Consider the following 19,076-nt stretch of genomic DNA (forward strand, 5'->3'; position numbering starts at 1 on the left):
GATGAATGTATAAGTTCAATCGCACTTTTTTGTTGTTATTTAGATTTTACACCAATAAAATTGTCTGATTTCAGTTTAAATAACACATTAAAAGTGGTTAAACTTCCATAGATTCTTGTAATGTATTGTTGTAAATCAATTTTATCTTGATCATCAAGTGTTTTACTCGAATTAATTTTTTGTTCCATCACACGAATTCTATCACGTACCATCACAATTTTATGAAAGAAAGTATCGATAGGGATTTCTTTTGAAGCTAAATTCGTGTCAGCAGGTTCAATTATAAGTTTTCCTCCTTTAAATTTATCTGCAATAGGCACAACTTCAGAAACATCACTCCATTTTTTTAAAATATTTCGAAGTGTACTTTCTACTTCGTAAAAGCTTATTGTATCTACTTCATCTTCTACGGCTTCAATAATTTCAATTTCTGTATCTAAGTCAATTGTTTCTAATCCGTTTTCTTGAAAAGTAACCCAATAATGTTTGCTATCTACATTAGTAACAACACCAAAACCGTATTCAGAATGATTAATTCTAGATCCAATTCCTAATAATTTCATATATCAACTATTTTAAACGACACTAAAATACGTATTTTTGTGACCTAATTTTTTGAAAAATGATTAAAAGAACTCGTGCAGAACTAACAAAGTGTATTATCCACAAGGTGGCTAATAAGTATAATAGTGGTAAAAATTCATTATCAGAGAGTTTAGTTCGTTTTGATGAAGAAAGCTATGAATTATTAATGCCATTTTTATTGAAACCATTTGGTACAGTAACACAGAGTTACCGTTTTAATCATCATGCAGATGTACGATTAAATGAAATTAATAACTATGCTTCAAAGATTTTCGAAGATGAAGAAACTTTTATCGAGCATTCAAAAAATATAGTTAATCATTTGTATGAACAGTCAAATTCAGCCCAAATTAAAACAGGAGATGTTTTAGTAGTGTTATTTGAAGGACTAGAATATAAAGATGTTTTAACAGAAGCTGTTGGAGTTTTTAAAATTGAAAATAAAGTTGATTTCTTTCAAACATATTTAGATGATGATAGTTTTGATGTTGTTGTTCAGAAAGGAATTTCTACTAAAAAATTAGATAAAGGTTGTTTAATCTTAAATTCTTCGGATACTGAAGGAACTGTGGTATTATCTGTAGATAATAATAATTACGATGCACAATATTGGATCAAGAATTTCTTGAATGTGAAGTATGCTGATGATAGAAATTTACATACTCAACATTATTTAGAGTTGTGTAGAGATTTTTCTGAAGAGATTATTAAGCCTGAGTATGGTAAGCACGAACAAGGAAACTTTTTAGCAAATACAGTTGATTATTTTAAAGAGCATGAAAGTGTAGATTATCATACATTTAAAGACGAGATTTTTGAAGATGATAAACATAAAGATATGTTTGAAGATTACAAAAAGCATTTTGAGAAATTAAATGATGTATTAGTAAGAAATAATTTCGAAGTCTCTGATATTGTATTAAAGAAAGAAAAAGGAAAACTTAAAACGGAAATAAAGCTAGATACAAATATTCAAATCAAAATAGATATTGATGCACCAGATGCTGCTTCAGAATATTTAGAAAGAGGTTTTGATGAAGAAAAGAAAATGAAGTTTTATAAAGTGTATTACAACGCGGAGAAATAAATAAAAAGCAGCTATTAAAGCTGCTTTTTTTATGAGTTATATTCTTTTATTTCATTTTCTAATTCTGCTTTTAAAGTATTTAATTTGCGTAATTTTTTATTGTTTTGGTATTTTGAGTTAAAATGAAATAATAAACAAAAAATAGTGTATACTAAACCACAAATTATTACCAATGTGATGTAATTGTAATCTCCTTTTTCTAAAAGAGACTCTTTTCTTCTATGTAAAGCGTCACTTCCGCTGTATGTTGGAGCCCAGAAAGAAAATACGATCCCTAAAATAATTACTTTCCATAAGTGTTTTAATATAAAGTTCTGTTCTCTTTTTATGTTTTCAATTTTATAAATTGTTGCTTGTAAGTGTTTTTCTTTTTGCTGCTTGGACATTTTATAATTTTTTTACATATTTAGTCACGATGACAATATTTTGTCCGTCAACTTTTCCTTCAATATATTCTGCATTTTCAGCATCCAAAGAAATTCTTCTAACAGCTGTACCTTGTTTGCAAACCATACTAGATCCTTTAACTTTTAAATCTTTAATTAATACTACAGAATCTCCAGCTTGTAAAATGGCTCCATTACTATCTCTATGAATTACCTTTTCACTTTCATCTAAATGTTCACCAGTTGCTTCGGCAAAACGAAGCTCATCAGCTTCTAAATACATCATGTCAAGTAAATCTTGAGGCCAACCTTCTTTTTTTAAACGATTCAACATTCTCCAAGCAACAACTTTAACAGGAGTAAATTCGCTCCACATGCTATCATTTAAACAACGCCAATGATTTGGATTAGTTGTTTCTGGATTATTAATTTGAGATATGCAGTGTGAACAAGCTAAAATGCTTCCATCTACACCTCCAGTAGAAATTGGTGGAACTTCGTAAATATTTAAATCAGTTGTAGCTGCACATAATTCACATTTATGTCCGCTTCTTTCTTGTAATTCTTGTAATAAACTCATTGGTTCGCTTTAGGTTTGCGAAAGTATATATTTTTTCAATTATCAATTATCAATTATCAATTATCAATTATCAATTATCAATTATCAATTATCAATTATGATAAAGTTGTGTCTAAATGAAATCGTATTATCCAAACTTTTGAAATAATACACACAAAATCAATTCAACAATAGGTTTTCAATATAAAAATGAACCTAACACGAAGTATCGGCAATAATCTTCCATTCGCCTTTTATTCGTTTAAAGATGATCATAAAAATACCATTTGCATTTCCAACTTCTCTAGTAAGGTGATATTCTCCCATAACATAATAACTATTACTTTCAATTTTAGAAATCGCTCTAATTTTGAATTTTAGTTTACCCGAATCTTCAGCATATGGATAACTTTTCTTATAATTTTCTAGTGTTTTTTTCCATCCATAAGTCACACCATTTTTACCTTGAAATTTTAAAGAATCCGATTTCCAATATCCTAACATAAAACAATCTAAATCATGTCTCGACCAATCTGATTCTTGATGTTTCATAAGTGTGATTATTTCTTTTTTATCTTGTTCTTCATTTGAAGTAGCACAAGAATAAATAATTACGATAAAGATGAGTAGTAGTTTTTTCATGATAAAAAAATTAGACTCTTAAGATATAACCTTTTTTTAAAATCGTATTATTGATAAAAATAATAGCATGACATTAGAAAGTAAACGGTTAATTATTAAAGAAGCTGAAGTTGGTGAAGCCGCTTTTTATTTTGAATTATTTAACGATCCTGATTGGATTAAATATATTCATGATAAAGGGTTGAAATCTGTTGAAGAAACTGCTATATACTTGAAAGATATTTTAGCAAAGAATGCTAAGCTAAACGGATTAGGTTTCTTTTCGGTATTATTGAAAGAAACAAATGAGTTTATAGGAATGTCTTCAGCTATTCAGCGTGAAAAGTTAGATTTTGTTGATGTAGGTTACGGATTTTTACCTAAAGCAAGAGGAAAAGGATATGCGAGTGAAGCTACTTTGTTAATGATAGACTATATAAAGAAAAAGTTTCAACAAGAAAAAGTACTAGCTTTTACAGCTCCAGAGAATGAAAAATCACAACAATTATTGAAGAGATTAGGCTTTGAATATGTTGGATTAGAAACTGTTTTTGAAGGAGAGAAAGATTGTGTTTATGAATTTACTTTTTGATTATGAAAATTGAACGTTTACATCATATAGCTATTATTTGTTCCGATTATGAAGTGTCTAAGTATTTTTACACAGAAGTATTAGGTTTTACAGTTCAGCAAGAAATATATAGAGAAGAACGAAAATCATATAAATTAGATTTAGCTTTAGATAGTACATATTTGATAGAGTTATTTTCTTTTCCAGATCCTCCAAGTCGACCTTCGTTTCCTGAAGCAACCGGACTTCGTCATATTGCATTTGCAGTGAAAGATTTAGAAAATTGGAAGTTGTATTTAGAAAATAAAAACATACATGTACAAGATATAAGAGTAGATGAGTTTACAGGAAAACGTTTCCTCTTCTTTAATGATCCTGATCATTTACCTATTGAATTGTATGAAATTTAAATAAAAAAGAACTATGAAAATAACTAGGAATTTTATTCTTGGAGCAATAACGTCATGTGTTTTATTGTTCTTAATTTTTTGGATGGTACAAATACAGTCGGATCAAAATACTCTAAGTATCTATAAAGAAAAGAAAGAAGATGTAATTCCGATTTCTTTAAAGTTATCTATTGAAAGAGGAAAGAAATTGTTTATAGAAGAAGATTGTTATAGTTGTCATAAACCAGATAAAAAAGATGGTTTTTTTCGCGTGGTTATTGATAGAGTTTCAAAGGAATGGCTGTATAAATTTATTAGAGATGAAAAAAGTTTAATAGAAGATAAAGATTCGGTAGTATTGTATTTGAGACAACGATTTAATCAGTCCAATGGAAAGCATGACAAAAAACATTTAACTAATGATCAGTTAAATGATATTTTAAATTACTTAAATAGTTTTTAACTATAACTACTCAGTTAAATACAAATCAATAAGTCCTTCTGGAGTTTCTACTGCTATAGTTTTATTTTCGCGATCTACCTTAATAATAAAATCGTCAATCATTGGAATAAATATTTCTATTCCATCTCTATCAATTTCAAATAAAGGCTGTGCAGCTGAATCATTAATACTTGTAATTGTTCCAACGTCACCGAAATTTTTATCGGTAATAGTAAAACCAATCACTTCATGATAATAAAATTTATTTCCAGTAAGTTTTGGAAGTAAAGTTAGAGGTAAATAAATCCCAGCTTTCATAATCGCATCAGCATCAGCTTCAGAATCCACATCTTCAAATTTTACACGAAACATCGTACTTTTACTTAAAGATGATTTTTCTATAAAAAAAGGAACCAGATTATTGCCTAATTCGACAAAAACTGATTCCAAATTTTTATAAAGATGAGGTTCATCAGTATCTAACTTAATAATTACCTCGCCTTTAAAACTGTGTTTTTTAACGATTCTACCAAGATAAAAACAATCTTTAGTTTGCATTATCGTTATACTTTTTTACTCTTCGCTATCTCCACCTTCTTCAGTAGCAGCATCTTCGCTATCTACTACAGGAGCTTTTGCAGCAATACGAGCTTCGTTAACAGCTTTTTCAGCTTCTAAAGCTTTCGCTTTAGCATCTTCTTTAGCTTTTGCTAAACCATCAACTTTACCAGCTACTTTACTAGCTTTTTCTTCTAACCATGCAGTAAACTTAGCTTCAGCTTGCTCTTCTGTTAAAGCACCTTTTCTAACACCTCCAGCTAAATGATGCTTTAATAAAGCACCTTTATAAGATAATAAAGCTCTTGCAGTATCAGTAGGTTGAGCACCATTTTCTAACCACTTTACAGATGCATCTACATCTAAATTGATTGTAGCAGGGTTAGTGTTAGGGTTGTACGTTCCAAGTTTTTCTAAGAAACGACCGTCTCTTTTTGCTCTTGAGTCTGCAGCAACTACCCAATAAAATGGTTTTCCTTTTTTACCGTGTCTTTGTAAACGAATTTTTACAGGCATACTTGTTAAATTTTAAGGTTCACGACCTTGATTATTAATCTATTAATTTTTTAAACTCGAAAATATTTCGAATTTTGAGTGTGCAAATTTATAAAACTTATTTGAATAAAATGCTCATTCACAGTTTTATTTACACAAAAAAGCACCTGAAAAACCAGGTGCTTTTTAAAAATTAAATGTTGTTATATATTAAATTACTCTAACACTTACAGCGTTTAATCCTTTTTTTCCTTCTTTAAGTTCGAACTCTACTTCATCACCCTGTCTGATATCATCTATTAGTCCTGAGATATGTACAAAATACTCTGTTCCTGAATTTGACTCTGTAATAAATCCAAAACCTTTAGATTCATTAAAGAACTTTACCGTTCCTTGTTTCATTATAAAAAAATGTATTAAATATTAAAGCTGCAATTTAAGATTTAATTCTCAGTAAATCAGAGTTTTTTTTGACTTTATTTTTTAACTATCTTACAATAAGCGTTTTTGGTTTTCAAAAAAGGAATCGGCTTGTAATTTCATTAGGTTTTGAGCCATTTTTTGCTTGTAATTATAAAGTTCTTCTTCCGATTTTAAATCGTTATAAATTTCAGTATTGATATGTGTATCAGTATCCATTATTTTTTCTCTCTGATCTATCTGTTGTTGAATCCAAGTTCTTATCTTAGAAGTTCTATTTTCTAATTTATAATCATATTCACTTTTACTACTGATAAGTTTTGTGAAAATTGGAGATGTTTCTATAGCTAAAAACAATAAGAAAATAAATAAAGAAGGCATCCATGGAAGTTGATCTAAAGCATTTATTCGAGCCATTAACCCGTCATAATTAGCAATAATTGGTTGAGAATTTGTTTCCGAATCTTTTTGTTGTTGAATTAAAGAAGCGATTTCTGATTCTTTAGCGTTGATTTTTTCTTGGTTATTCTTTTTCAATTCAGAAAGTTGTGCCAATGAAGCATCATGTTTTTCTCTTTTTTCTTTATAAACAGGACCTTTACCTTTTAGTTTGGTTCCTTTTCTTCCTTCTGCTTCTGCTATATATGTTTCGTAAAGTTGATTGGTTTCTTGTTCTTTTAAATTAATTTCTTCTTTTAAATCTGAAATTTCAGTTTGAAGCTTTGTTATTTCAGGAGTAAACTGTGCCGCAATTTGATTTTTATTATCTAAGGTCATTTGATTCTTTTCTGTCAATAATACCTGATTAATTTCTTTTTCAAAAATCTTTAATTCCAGAGGTTTAGAAATCACTACTGCGATTATTACAGCTAATAAAAGTCTAGGGAAAGCTTGTGCAAATTCTTTAAGAAAACTATCTTTTTTTCTGAGTGTAGAAACTATGTATCTGTCTAAATTAAAGATGAGTAATCCCCAAACAATACCAAAGAATACAGCAGTATACATATTGTTAAATACGGTATATAAAGCATAACTACTAGCTATTGTAGCCATTAAGGCAGTGAAAAAAACTGTAGCTCCAATACCAGCATATTTATTTTGTTCACCATTAGAGCAATTTTGTATCAGATCGAGATCTACACCTGAACATAAAAGAAAGAAACGTTTCATACTATTAATAACGACCTAGCTTGGTGTTTGTTACAAAAAAAAGCCTCTTTTAAGAGGCTTTTAACTATTATTTGATATTATCTGAATTTAGTAATTTCGTTAGTTTGTCTTCACTTTTGGTTAAATACATGTTTAATACACTTTTTTCTCTATTTGCATAAGCTCCTCCGATGAAGTACTCTTTTTTGTTCTTTGCTAAATCATAGTACTTATTTTTTGAAATTTTTTTCTCTTCCAAGAAATAATTAGTTAAAACATTATTATTAATGTTTTCTGGAGTCTCTTTTTCTAGAATAACTTTTTTCGTTTCTTTTTTTTCATTTTTGTATATAGTCGGATAAACTACTTCTTTAGAAACTTGCCAAGTCTTGTTACTCGTTTTATGTTTTGGTGGTGTAGGAATATCATTTTTTTCTCCTTTTTTAACTTTAGGATATGTTCTTTTTGGAGGAGGAGGAATATTGGTAGAATCACCTTTTCTAACTACTGCGCCGTGAGGTGATAAACTGTTTTCTGGTGTAATTAATTCTCCAGATTCAGTTACTTCTTGTCCGAAGCGGTTGTAGTACGTTGTTCCATTTTCATTTTTTATAAAATAAAGTGTTTCTCCATTTTGATCATAGAATCCCTTTTCTTTTTCAGCCTTAGGTTTTGGTGGCGGTGGAATATTTGTTTGACCTCCTTTTTTTACAGTTGGATAATTTTTTGTATTTCTTTTAGTAATTAAATAGAATTGATACGGCTGAGGAAATCTTTTATTTCTAGCGTTTTTATAAATGAAACTTTTAGAATAATGTTTAAAATCAGAAGGTTTATAATTTTTTAATACTGAGTTTTTAGCAACTTTCCCATCGATCCAAATAGCGTATTTCTTAGTGTTTTGTAATTCTTTTAGCAATTTAGCATTTACTTTCTTTTTAGAAATTTTCCTCGGTGGAGGAGGAGGTGGTAACATTTTTCTCTCTTCTGGTGTTAACTCTGAAAATTTTTTAGTTATTCGTTTTCCTTCTTTAGTTGAGTAGGTAAGTGTCTTCTTTTTTTGATTTACAATTCGTTTTTTTGGAATAGAATCTTTGTCTTTCCAGATTTTTATAGCTTCTCCATTAGGAAGTTTACGATATAATGTATCTTTTTCTTGCACTGGGAATTCAAGATTAAGATCATCAATTTTTTTTAATTCTTTTTCTAAATGTTTTTGAACTGAAGCTTCATCATAAGGAATAATTCCGTTCTGATTTAGGTATTGTTTTTTACCGTTAAGCAGTGGGAATTTAAGATTTATCCAAGCAGTGTTTTTCAATCCAGAAAATGTAATATCATTCTCAGTTGCTTTTATAGAAAACGCATATTCACTTCCGGATACGCGGTTTTTATTTGTAAAACCGAAATCGGTAATAATATGTTCTTCATTTAAAGGTATAGCTAGTTTAGCCCATCTTTCACAGTTATAACATTTTAGTTTAATTTCATTACCATTTTTTTCAACGGATGCAAGGAAAAGTTCTGAGTTTGCTTTTTCTTTAGTCTCAATTTCAGCTGGATTGTTATAAGCTTCAGCCCGTTCAGCAAGTGAAAATAAAAGTCCGCATAGCAATGGAATAACACTCATCTTTTTTAGCAAAATTGCTTTGCCAGATTTTTGTTTAGTCATCATAAGTAATCTTTTTTTAGTTAAAATAAAATTCAAATTACTGGCCAAGTAATATTTTTTTGAATCAGAACTTCTCTTTAATAAAAGCTCTTGATATGTAATAGTATTGTTGTAAGTATCGATAACAGATGCGTCTGCTAAAAACTCATGATTTAATCTTATGGCTTTTTTTAGGTAAATAAAAAGCGGATTAAACCAAAAAATAGCATGCAAAAGTTCTATGAGAATAATATCGAAAGTATGATGTTGTGTAACATGAGTAAGCTCATGCGTAAAAAGTTCTTTTTCTATAGTTTTATTATGGTATTCGTTTTTATTAATGAAAATGTAATTCCAAAAAGTATGCGGAGCTATTTCATCTTCAACCAAAACAAGTTTAGCATTATAAAAGCTAATAATTTCGTTGTTTTTAATTCGGCTAAAAATATTATAAAGATTCTTTGAGAATCGAAATAGCAAAACACCAACTATAATAATATATATTGTTTGAAAAAGTAAAGTGAAATCAAAGTAATTAGTTTCTGTATCAATTTTACTTGTGGTAGCACTAACTGATTCTTCGAATGTTTGAGGAATTAGAAGTTCAGCAGTTAATGTAGGTTCTATATAAATTGTATACTCAGGAACCAGAAAAGAAAACAATAAACCTCCAATTAAAAAGAAACGATTGAAGTTGTGCATCTTTTCTTTTTGCAATACAAAATGATAAAAGATCAAAAGTATTCCAAGACAAATCGTAAACTTTAGAAGGTAATTAATCATTGTTTTGTTCTTTAATTTGATGATCTATAATCTTTCTCAATTCTTTTAATTCATCAACAGACAAATCGGTTTCTTTAGTGAAAAATGAAGCAAACTGACTGGCAGAATCATTAAAAAAGTTTTTAATCAAACCATTAACATGTTTAGAGAAATAGTCTGTTTTCTTTACTAAAGGAAAATATTCTCTAGATTTTCCATAAAGCTTATAATCAATAAAACCTTTGTCTTTCATACGCTTTAAAAGCGTAGCTAAAGTTGTGTTCGCAGGTTTTGGATCAGGAAATTCTAATAACAAATCTTTCATAAAAGCTTTGTTTAGTTTCCATAAATATTGCATTACTTGCTCTTCAGATTTTGATAATTTCATTTCTACAGAATTAGAACTTGTTCTACAAATGTAGAAAATAAATTTTATTCTACAAGTGTAGAATATGTTTTTTTGTAACAACTTTCTATTTTTGCAATATGAAATTAGTTGTTTTAATAAGCTTGTTTATTTGTTTTACAATGAGTTCTCAGTATAAATATGAACGAGAATTTAGGTTAAATGTAGAAGAAGTTCCAATATCTGCTGTTCAATTTATTAAGCAGTTTCAGTTTAAAAAGAAAGTAAAATGGTATGGAGAAGAAAGTCAAGATGGAAAAACTTTTGAGGCAAAAACGTATTACAACGCTAAAAAATATAGTTTAGAGTTTGATGCTAAAGGAGAAATATTAGATGTTGAAATCAAAGTAAGGTTACATAGTTTGAATAAATCTGACCAAGAGATGATTAAAAAGCGATTACAAAAGGTTTTTTCAAAATATAAGATTAAGAAATTACAACTTCAGTTTTCAGGAAAAGAATTATTATCAAGAATCAAAGTGTTTGAAAAAACAGGAGATTACAGTACTAGTTTTTTTGAACTTGTGGTTTCTGGTAAAACAGGGAAGGAGCGAAAACTATTCGAAATCTTAATGAATAGGAAAGGAGAGATTGTTAAAAAGCTTGAATTTAAAGTTTTGAATTCAGATAATTTAGAATTTTAATGCGTAGTATTTTTATTTTCGTTTTTGTCTTGTTTGTAGGGAAGATTACGAGTCAAACTAATTTTTCTGCGGGAGTTTTACCTAAAGTTGTTACTTCATTTAAAATATCACCTAAAATGAAATGGGTGAATAGTATAGAATCTAGAGAGTTTTTTTATGATGAAAAGTTTGAACTGACGCATAGTTTAGTCGATGTCTCAACTATTTTTTCACTAAAAACAGAAATGAATAATAAATTAAATTTTGGATTCATTTTTCGATTCAAAGATGGTGAAGTTGAGTACAGATCGTTACAACATTATAATATTATTCATAGTCTTGAGCAATTTCAAATGGGCCATCGATTTGCTTTTGAGCAGTTTTACGATGATGTGATTAATTTAAGAGGACGATATCGATTTACAATCCAACGCGCTTTGAATGGAGATAAGATTGATGTTTTCGAATGGTATTTAAAACTGTCTAATGAATATTTGTGGCAATTTAATGATGAGAATTTAGAAATAAGATTAGCGCCAAATTTAGGATATCGATTAAGTAAAAGAAATAAAATAGAGTTTGGTGTAGAATATAGAGCGGCGAATTTTATCAGAGAGTTAAACAAAAATGAATTATGGATGCGATGTACAATGTATATATCATTATAAAAAAAATCCGCTAAAAAGCGGATTTTTAATTTTTTATCAATACAATTTCTTGGTTCTGAGCATTAATAATTTGATTGTAAAATTCTTTTAAATAATGATATTCTTGTTGATTAAATACAGCTCTACGAAGAAAGAATTTAGAAAATATTTTTACAGAGTTCTCTGTTTTTTTAGCGTTGAAAATAAATCTTCCACCATTGTTGGGTAGACTTATAATTTTATTTTCAGGTAATTTATTAATACTATATCCATCAGGTATTTTAATGTTTACTTGATGAGATTTAGAAAAAGTAAAGCCAAAATTTACAGGATAGTTTCTTTCATTTAGTTTAAAAGGATTTTCCTTAGTGCGGTCTGTGAAAAAAGGGTTTAAACGAATCGTATTTTCTTGTGCTATCTCTGGAATATTAATTTTAAGAACTGTTTTAAAAGTTCCCTCACCGTCTTTAGCAGCTATATTATTCAAAGAATCGACTTCTATAAATGGGTTTTTACTTTCAAACTCATCTAAATATTCATCTTCAGATTTAGAATTTACTCTTTTTCGTTCTCTTTGCGCATAGTAACCTTTTCTTGAAGTTTTTATTTCACCTTTAAGTTCGTCTTCTTCAAAATTTAATGAAATACTATGAGAAATGTAAGAATTAAACTTAGGTTTTATAAGTTCCCAATAACTTCCTTTGCTAAAATCTAAAACTCTTCCGTCTCCATTTAAGCATCTAAAAGGAATTTCTCCAAATAATAAATTCTTATCTGTTGCGTCTAAAAAATAGCTTTCATCGTTAATTATAACTTTAACCAAAACATAATTGAACTCGGTAACAGAAGGGAAAAGTTTGGTTACTTTACCGTTTTCTCTAGTGGAAAGAACAACTAAATAACTTTCTATTTTTGCTGCTTGAAGCGCGTTGTATAAAGAAAGGTTAATTGCATCTACACTACCTATTTTATCTTGATAAATATCTTTTACTTTAATTTTGTCACTAGACCAAAGTTTGCCATTCCAGTTTAACTCTTTTTGGATATGTTGATAAACAGCTTTGGCTCTGCCAAGATTATCTTTGTTAGCTAAAACTTCTTCAGGAAGATTTCGCTTAAAATAATTTTTCTTAGAAGTTTGTCCGTCGAAAAGATTGTTTTTTAAAGTTTTATCAGCATCTTTCCAAGTCTTCGTAAATTTTGTAACTCTTCCATGGACATTAGTATAAGAAACAGGTTCAAAAATAACTTTAGACTTAAAATTCTCTTCAGAAAGCATATAATCTTCACCTTTGAAAGCAGGAATATGATCTAAGCCAAATTCTGTAACGTTACAATCGCCAGTAATTCCATTAGACAATACAACACATTCTTTTTCTATATGATTGTTTTTTCTATCTAAAGGTTTATATAATCTTAATCGAATGTTATAGTTCCAATTACCTAATATAGTTGCTTTAAAGTCACTTTTTATTTTAGGGATATCAGATTGAAAAACCCAATCATCTAATTTATTATATGGTGAAATAACACTGTACGTGTATTCAATGATTGATCCAGCTTTAACATTTGGTAAAGTGAAACTTGTTTGATTCCAGTTTTCAGATAGTTGTTTCTTATAAATACGTTGATCTGAAAGAAATATTTTTTTAATCAATCCGTCTGTTGATGTATAAGAAATTGCTTTAATATTAATCACTTTTTCTTTTTTGTAAGTGTTTATAGAAATATTAGCTCTTTCCACTTCAGACGTATCAAAAATTTTTACCCTTCTGTAAACATCTCTTCTAAAATTGTAATCATTTTTTTGATCGATATACACATGGCCTTTTTCTTCAAGAACAAGAGCTTTAGCACTAGAATCTTTTTCATAAAAGGTCATTTCTAATTCTTTTAAGCTAGCTAAACCCAATTCTTGAATTGTACCCATTTGCGCATGAATAATTACGCTAAAAAGGAATAAGGCTAATGTGTAAATATATTTCATTGATTGATCTTATGTTTTAGAAATAATAATTTTTTCATTCTGTTTAGCAACTAATTGTTTAAAAAAGTCTTTCACAGTTTGATAGTATGTAGGAGAAATTACAGCAGAATTGAATTGTAATTTAGAGTTTACTTGTATAGTTTGTCCGTTTGCTGTTACTACAAATTTAAAGAAACCTAACTCGTCTGGTATTCCAATAGCCAATTGTTCTGGTATAAATTCTACTTTATATCCTTCAGGTATTTTAATAGAAACATTATTTGTTTCGTTCCAAGGAGTAGCGAAATCTATAGGAAATTTTCGTTCCTCACTCTTAAAAGGGTTTTGCTTCATAGTTAAAAACAAAAGAGGATTAATGTATAACTTACCATTAATTTCTTCTACTAAATCGTCTGAAGTAAACTTAAACATTCTGCTCAATGGTTTGCTAATGTTTTTGTTGTTTCTACTTTTAAAATCTTCAATTTCTAAATTATAATTTTCTTCAAATTTAGAAATCAATTCTTCTTCATTTAAATGATTGTAAGTTTTTCGACTCGATAATGCTTTAAGATTAGTTTCGTTTTGAATAATAAATCCTGAACCAGTTCCCTCATCATCGATACTTATTTTTACTTTATTATTTTCTGTAGCATAAGAGGAAGAACTTAGTTTAATCCAAGAAGAATTTCCGTTTTTCAATACTTTTCTTCCATTCCAATTTAAAGCTCTAACAGGAAGAGTATTTGGAATAGAATATGGTTCGGTCGCGTCTAAAAGGGCATATTTACCATTTGCAAATTCAACCAGACTTATCACGTAATTAAATCCATCTAACGTTGGAAAAAGAGGAATACCATTTGATCTAGAACTTACTAAAACAGGATTTGCATTTAAGCCTGCACTTCTTAACATAGAAGTTAACATTAAGTTGATATCTGCTACATTTCCAACACCTTCTTTGTAGGCTTTTTTAACACCAAATTCTGCGTATTTACTGTAGTTACCATTCCATTTTGTTTTTGATTTTACAAATTGAAATATTGCTCCCAATTTTTCATATTCACTTTTAGCAGTATTAAGAATTTTTGTTAAGTCTTCTTTGTAGTATTTTGATTTATCTAATTCATTTCCAAAGTTTTTGTATGAGTAGATTTTCTTGCTGACATCTTCCCATGTAGTTGTGTAGTATTTAGGAGATGCTCCAGGCATTTTTATAAAAGATAATTCGTATTTAACTCCGCCTCTGTAATTTTTAGGAGTATAAACAAAGGGTTCTGATTCATTTAAAGCAGGGATGTCTTTAGCGTTGAAATGATCGATATTTTTAGTATAGTCAACGGAAGAATAATTAACACCACTTTTTAATACAAGCCCAGTATTTGTAGTTTCTCTAACTCTTTGAGATAAATTTATTTTACTTCTTTTGCTTGAAGATTTAATAGGCACACTGTAGTATCCCTTGGAGGCTTTTCTGAAGTTAAAATACTCAGGAGTTTCTACAGTCATATCTAAAACATCTACAGGAATATCATATTGAAAATTTAAAGGATCAATGTTATGAGTAAATGGAGAGGTAAGTTTGTAAGTTAAATCAATAACTGTTCCCTCTTTTACATCTGGGAAAGCTATTTTTACAGTTGTAATTCTATCATTAATTTTTTCTTTGAAAATATGTGAGCTCTTGAGTTTAGTTTTTGTTATATTACCATTATCTTCATTAAATGCATAACCTTTTACTTTTATAATTTTTTCTTTAGTGCTCCCATCGTTATATAGTCTTACTAAAAATGTTCCTTTGTCTAAAGCGTCTTTTGTGTAGACTTTTATTCGTTTATGAATTTCTGTGGTCAGCATAAATCCATTATTTTCATCGTACAAATAATATGTTCTTCTTTTATTATATAGATATGCTGCTGAAGCTGTAGAGTCTTTTTGGTGTTTCTTTTGTAAAATAGCTTCTTTGGATACTTTACCAAATTTAAATTCTTGAGCAAAGCTAGTGCTTGTAAATGCTATTAAAAATAGCATAGATAAAATATAGTTTTTCATGTGTGATTGGGGTTTAATTTTTATAGATAGCAATTCTAGCATTTTCTAATTTCGCTATACTTTTTCTAAATTTTCTGTATAATTTGTAGTCTTCTTTAGGATATGTGCCTTCTTTTATTAAAATAGATTTATTGTATTTTAAAGTGTTGTCATCTATTTTGGTAATAGAAACTTTATATTCTCCGAATTTGTTATTTATTGTTTTAGTTTCTGGAAGTTGGTGTATAATATAACCTTCAGGAATTGTAATTGTGTAAGTATCTGTATCTTTAAAACCTCTATCTACTTTTAGTGGAAGTTTTCTTTTTCTGTATCGTTTTGGGATATAGGAGTTTTTATTAAAAATATTAACTCTAAATAAAAGTTCATTTTCATTAACGGTTGCATAATCGTTTATAGATACATCTAATTTTTCTTTAAAAATTATTTCGTCCTTATTGTTGTTAATATCTATTTTATTGATGACCATGTTATTATTATAGTCCCAAAGGTTTGATAAATAATATTTTTCTAAATCACTTTCTGATTTATTATCTAGTACTTGTTTCGTGTCGTATTGAATTCCTTTAGAAGTGATATCAATTTTAGCAGCTAAGCTACCATTAGAATTTAAAGTTACATTGGCAGAAATATGTTGTAAATTAAAGTCATTTTTATAAGCAGGAGTTCTCTTAATGATTCCTCCTTCTGGAGTAATAACCAAAACATTACGGTCATCAGTGAAGTCTCCTAAAAAACCGAAAGGCATGGTTTGGCTAGTACATTCTAACCAAGTGTCTTCGCCGTTTTCACTTGGTATATTCAAAATCATATGGTTTCCTTGGAGAGAAGAAAAATTCTTGTCTATATCTCGCTTATAATTTCCATAAACTATGGTGTGAAATGATTTAATACCAACAGCGTCAAGCAAAGCTTTTGTATAGTTTGTTAATCCTTTACAATCTCCATAACCTAATTCATCAACTTGATCAGCTGGAATCGGTTGCCATCCGCCAATACCAATGCTAACATTAATATATCTTGTTTTATTTTGAACAAATTGATAAACAATTTTAGCTTTTTCCAGATCACTACTAGCATTTTTCACTAAATCTTTAATTTTTGAAATAGTAGCTTGGTTTAATTTGTTTCTATTTAACAGAAGTTTATTATACATCCATTTTCCAAATTCTTCCCAATTGCTGTAATTCCCTGTGACTTTATTTAATGAAAAATTATTTAGTGTGACTTTCAAAGAAGGGAATAATTCTGAAAACCCTACTGAATTTCTTTCATAATTAACTGCTGCTTGATTTGTGATTTTATAGTGAATTTGATCTTCAGAAACCTTTTCTATTGGGTAATTTGAAAAGTTTTTTTCTTTTTTTCTGATGATTAGATTTTTTGGGTTTATGATTTTGTATTCTGATTTTTGAGTGGAAACATAAAAATTATTCACTGGATACCATACAGGTATAAATGCAGTAGAAGAGGTTGTTTTTTTAGATATAAACTCTATTGTGTAAGGATAATTTGTTGGAGTGTAGTCTATATATTTAGCCCTATCATCTGAATATAAAGTAGAACCACTAACAGCACTTACATCTATGAATTTTCCTTTACTATATTTTTTAATTTCTTCTCCTAATTGATTATATATTCTGGCAGAAAGTTCAGTTATTTTTGTGTCATTATCATATTGAACACTTGTGTTTATAGCTTTATTACCTTCTTTATTAAAAACAGTAACAACTCTTTTTTTATACACAGTCATTTTATCAGAATCTTCTAAGTTGATTTCTGTGTAGCTTTCTCTAATAACAGCATTAGCATTTTTTGTCAATTCAGGAGGTACTGTTAGGATTGATAAACTAATGTCTTGAGCAAAAAACTCTAGCTGCAAAAAGCAGATTATAAGTAAGGTAAGTTTTTTCATAGTGTTTTTTTAGGTTGCGAATTTAATAAAAAAATAAAACCCCAAAAAGGGGTTTTAAATGCTATTTATGTAATTCGCTGAAATATTTGTAAAAATAAGGTATGGTTTCTATACCTTTTAGATAATTCCATATTCCAAAGTGTTCATTAGGAGAGTGAATTGCATCAGAATTCAAACCAAATCCCATTAAAATTGTTTTACTTTTTAATTCTTTTTCAAATAAAGCTACGATAGGAATGCTTCCTCCACTTCGTTGTGGTATTGGAGTTACTCCGAATGTTTCTTGATAAGCTTTACTAGCCGCTTGATAACCAATACTGTCTATAGGAGTAACATAACCTTGTCCTCCGTGATGTGGAGTTACTTTTACTTTTACGCTATCTGGGGCTATACTTTCAAAATGGGATTTGAACAAAGTAGTTATTTCTTCCCAATCTTGATTTGGAACTAAGCGCATTGATATTTTCGCGTAAGCTTTAGAGGCGATAACAGTTTTCGCTCCCTCACCGGTGTAACCACCCCAAATTCCATTAACGTCTAAAGTTGGTCTTATAGAGTTCCTTTCATTGGTGGTATATCCTTCTTCACCATAAACATCATCGATATCTAAGGCATTTTTATAAGATTCTAAAGAAAAAGGAGCTTTAGCCATTTCATTTCTTTCTTCCTGAGATAGGTTTTCTACCTTATCGTAAAATCCAGGTATAGTAATGTGGTTATTTTCATCGTGTAAAGACGCTATCATTTTCGATAAAATATTGATAGGATTAGCAACTGCTCCTCCATACAGACCAGAGTGTAAATCTCGATTTGGTCCAGTTACCTCAACTTCAACATAACTTAGTCCTCTCAAGCCTGTTGTAATAGAAGGAATATCATTAGCGATCATTCCAGTATCTGAAATTAAGATAACATCATTGGCTAATTTTTCTACATTTTTAGGTACAAACCAAGCTAAGCTTTCAGAGCCTACTTCTTCTTCACCCTCAATCATGAATTTAACATTACATGGTAAATTGCCTTCAGAAGTCATATATTCTAAAGCTTTCACATGCATATACATTTGTCCTTTATCATCACAAGCTCCTCTTGCAAAAATAGCTCCATCAGGATGAAGTTCTGTTTTTTTAATAACTGGTTCGAAAGGAGGAGCATCCCATAAGTCTAGTGGATCAGCGGGTTGTACATCGTAATGACCATAAACTAATACTGTAGGAAGGTTTGGATCGATTATTTTTTCACCATAAATGATAGGATAACCTGGAGTTTCACAGAGTTCAACTTTATCACATCCAGCTTCTTTGAGAGCTTTCATAATTGAATCAGCTGTATTTAATACATCTTGAGAAAAAGCTGGGTCAGCACTTATAGATGGAATTTTTAAAAGGTCAATAAGTTCCGTTATAAAACGGTTTTTATTTTTTTCAATATATTGTTTAATGGTGTCCATTATATCTTTAATTATTTATGCTAAGTTACTTTTTTTCTAGAAAAAAGAATTAAGAATCAAATTGTAAAGGAGTAATTTATAACGGTAGAATTAGAAAATTTCATAAAAATTTGTTTTTAAGTTTGAGTTTTGAATAGTTTGTGTATATTTGCGAACCAAATTTTAGTATTAGCGGGTGTGGTGGAATTGGTAGACACGCTAGACTTAGGATCTAGTGCCGCAAGGCGTGGGGGTTCGACTCCCTTCACCCGTACAAAGAAAACGCAAGTAAGACTACAATAAGTAAGCTTATTCTGCGTTTTTTTATTTATTTTTAGTTTAGTACATTTAAAATCAAAATAG

Annotated in this window: 20 protein-coding genes and 1 tRNA gene; 7 read left to right on the forward strand and 14 right to left on the reverse strand. The window is 29.1% G+C overall.

Annotated elements, in window-relative coordinates:
- Positions 1–35 precede the first annotated feature (35 nt).
- Positions 36–563: a hypothetical protein gene (locus tag AQ1685_RS04165; protein ID WP_095069730.1), complete on the reverse strand. Its 528-nt coding sequence runs from the start codon at positions 561–563 to the stop codon at positions 36–38.
- A gap of 59 nt (positions 564–622) precedes the next feature.
- Here AQ1685_RS04165 and AQ1685_RS04170 point away from each other — a divergent pair, with 59 nt between their 5' ends.
- The gene (locus AQ1685_RS04170) at positions 623–1,672 is read left to right on the forward strand and encodes a nucleoid-associated protein (protein ID WP_095069732.1); all 1,050 of its coding nucleotides are present in this window, start codon (positions 623–625) and stop codon (positions 1,670–1,672) included.
- 29 nt (positions 1,673–1,701) lie between these two features.
- On the opposite strand, the gene AQ1685_RS04175 is transcribed toward AQ1685_RS04170, so the two are convergent.
- The 3 genes from AQ1685_RS04175 to AQ1685_RS04185 all read right to left on the reverse strand — a co-directional run bounded on the left by AQ1685_RS04175 (position 1,702) and on the right by AQ1685_RS04185 (position 3,259).
- Positions 1,702–2,058 carry a hypothetical protein gene (locus AQ1685_RS04175; RefSeq protein WP_095069734.1) on the reverse strand — a complete coding sequence of 119 codons (357 nt, stop codon included), beginning with the start codon at positions 2,056–2,058 and terminating at the stop codon, positions 1,702–1,704.
- A gap of 1 nt (position 2,059) precedes the next feature.
- Positions 2,060–2,638: a PhnA domain-containing protein gene (locus AQ1685_RS04180; RefSeq protein WP_095069736.1), complete on the reverse strand. Its 579-nt coding sequence runs from the start codon at positions 2,636–2,638 to the stop codon at positions 2,060–2,062.
- 195 nt (positions 2,639–2,833) lie between these two features.
- Positions 2,834–3,259, reverse strand: a complete 426-nt coding sequence (locus tag AQ1685_RS04185) for a Cif family virulence factor (RefSeq protein ID WP_095069738.1) — start codon at positions 3,257–3,259, stop codon at positions 2,834–2,836.
- A 67-nt stretch (positions 3,260–3,326) separates the two neighbouring features.
- Between AQ1685_RS04185 and AQ1685_RS04190 the strand changes: the two genes are divergently transcribed.
- From AQ1685_RS04190 to AQ1685_RS04200, 3 genes are read left to right on the forward strand one after another with little or no spacing between them, the layout of a single operon-like run.
- Positions 3,327–3,830, forward strand: a complete 504-nt coding sequence (locus AQ1685_RS04190) for a GNAT family N-acetyltransferase (protein WP_095069740.1) — start codon at positions 3,327–3,329, stop codon at positions 3,828–3,830.
- Positions 3,831–3,832: 2 nt separating this feature from the next.
- The gene (gene gloA2, locus AQ1685_RS04195; RefSeq protein ID WP_173862341.1) at positions 3,833–4,219 is read left to right on the forward strand and encodes an SMU1112c/YaeR family gloxylase I-like metalloprotein; all 387 of its coding nucleotides are present in this window, start codon (positions 3,833–3,835) and stop codon (positions 4,217–4,219) included.
- 13 nt (positions 4,220–4,232) lie between these two features.
- Complete coding sequence (locus tag AQ1685_RS04200; RefSeq protein ID WP_095069742.1) at positions 4,233–4,661, forward strand: c-type cytochrome; 429 nt, start codon at positions 4,233–4,235, stop codon at positions 4,659–4,661.
- A gap of 6 nt (positions 4,662–4,667) precedes the next feature.
- Here the strand turns inward: AQ1685_RS04200 and rimM are convergent, their stop codons facing one another.
- The 6 genes from rimM to AQ1685_RS04230 form a co-directional block, all read right to left on the reverse strand.
- Positions 4,668–5,198 carry a ribosome maturation factor RimM gene (gene rimM, locus AQ1685_RS04205; RefSeq protein WP_095069744.1) on the reverse strand — a complete coding sequence of 177 codons (531 nt, stop codon included), beginning with the start codon at positions 5,196–5,198 and terminating at the stop codon, positions 4,668–4,670.
- 15 nt (positions 5,199–5,213) lie between these two features.
- Positions 5,214–5,714, reverse strand: a complete 501-nt coding sequence (locus AQ1685_RS04210; RefSeq protein WP_095069746.1) for a 30S ribosomal protein S16 — start codon at positions 5,712–5,714, stop codon at positions 5,214–5,216.
- Between the two features lie 189 nt (positions 5,715–5,903).
- The gene (locus AQ1685_RS04215) at positions 5,904–6,095 is read right to left on the reverse strand and encodes a cold-shock protein (RefSeq protein ID WP_095069748.1); all 192 of its coding nucleotides are present in this window, start codon (positions 6,093–6,095) and stop codon (positions 5,904–5,906) included.
- Between the two features lie 90 nt (positions 6,096–6,185).
- Positions 6,186–7,283, reverse strand: a complete 1,098-nt coding sequence (locus AQ1685_RS04220; protein WP_095069750.1) for a DUF4407 domain-containing protein — start codon at positions 7,281–7,283, stop codon at positions 6,186–6,188.
- A gap of 67 nt (positions 7,284–7,350) precedes the next feature.
- Positions 7,351–9,615 (reverse strand): M56 family metallopeptidase, encoded by a 2,265-nt coding sequence (locus AQ1685_RS04225; protein ID WP_157730087.1) that lies wholly within the window; start codon positions 9,613–9,615, stop codon positions 7,351–7,353.
- A 73-nt stretch (positions 9,616–9,688) separates the two neighbouring features.
- A complete protein-coding gene (locus AQ1685_RS04230; protein WP_095069754.1) occupies positions 9,689–10,063 on the reverse strand; it encodes a BlaI/MecI/CopY family transcriptional regulator in 375 nt (124 codons plus the stop codon).
- A gap of 140 nt (positions 10,064–10,203) precedes the next feature.
- On the opposite strand from AQ1685_RS04230, the gene AQ1685_RS04235 reads away from it, so the two are divergent.
- Both AQ1685_RS04235 and AQ1685_RS04240 read left to right on the forward strand, forming a co-directional pair.
- Positions 10,204–10,725 (forward strand): hypothetical protein, encoded by a 522-nt coding sequence (locus AQ1685_RS04235; protein WP_157730088.1) that lies wholly within the window; start codon positions 10,204–10,206, stop codon positions 10,723–10,725.
- A complete protein-coding gene (locus AQ1685_RS04240; RefSeq protein ID WP_095069758.1) occupies positions 10,725–11,372 on the forward strand; it encodes a DUF2490 domain-containing protein in 648 nt (215 codons plus the stop codon). Before AQ1685_RS04235 ends, AQ1685_RS04240 begins: the two co-directional genes overlap by 1 nt.
- A 25-nt stretch (positions 11,373–11,397) precedes the next feature.
- Here the strand turns inward: AQ1685_RS04240 and AQ1685_RS04245 are convergent, their stop codons facing one another.
- From AQ1685_RS04245 to AQ1685_RS04260, 4 genes are all read right to left on the reverse strand, one after another.
- A complete protein-coding gene (locus tag AQ1685_RS04245) occupies positions 11,398–13,338 on the reverse strand; it encodes a DUF3857 domain-containing protein (RefSeq protein WP_095069760.1) in 1,941 nt (646 codons plus the stop codon).
- A gap of 9 nt (positions 13,339–13,347) precedes the next feature.
- Positions 13,348–15,369 carry a transglutaminase domain-containing protein gene (locus AQ1685_RS04250; RefSeq protein ID WP_095074994.1) on the reverse strand — a complete coding sequence of 674 codons (2,022 nt, stop codon included), beginning with the start codon at positions 15,367–15,369 and terminating at the stop codon, positions 13,348–13,350.
- A 13-nt stretch (positions 15,370–15,382) separates the two neighbouring features.
- Positions 15,383–17,284 (reverse strand): DUF3857 domain-containing protein, encoded by a 1,902-nt coding sequence (locus AQ1685_RS04255; protein WP_095069762.1) that lies wholly within the window; start codon positions 17,282–17,284, stop codon positions 15,383–15,385.
- A gap of 61 nt (positions 17,285–17,345) precedes the next feature.
- Positions 17,346–18,734: a dipeptidase gene (locus AQ1685_RS04260; protein WP_095069764.1), complete on the reverse strand. Its 1,389-nt coding sequence runs from the start codon at positions 18,732–18,734 to the stop codon at positions 17,346–17,348.
- 171 nt (positions 18,735–18,905) lie between these two features.
- On the opposite strand from AQ1685_RS04260, the gene AQ1685_RS04265 reads away from it, so the two are divergent.
- Positions 18,906–18,987: transfer RNA gene (locus AQ1685_RS04265), tRNA-Leu, on the forward strand.
- The last annotated feature ends 89 nt before the right edge of the window (positions 18,988–19,076 follow it).

The organism is Tenacibaculum jejuense (assembly GCF_900198195.1).
Classification (GTDB): domain Bacteria; phylum Bacteroidota; class Bacteroidia; order Flavobacteriales; family Flavobacteriaceae; genus Polaribacter; species Polaribacter jejuensis.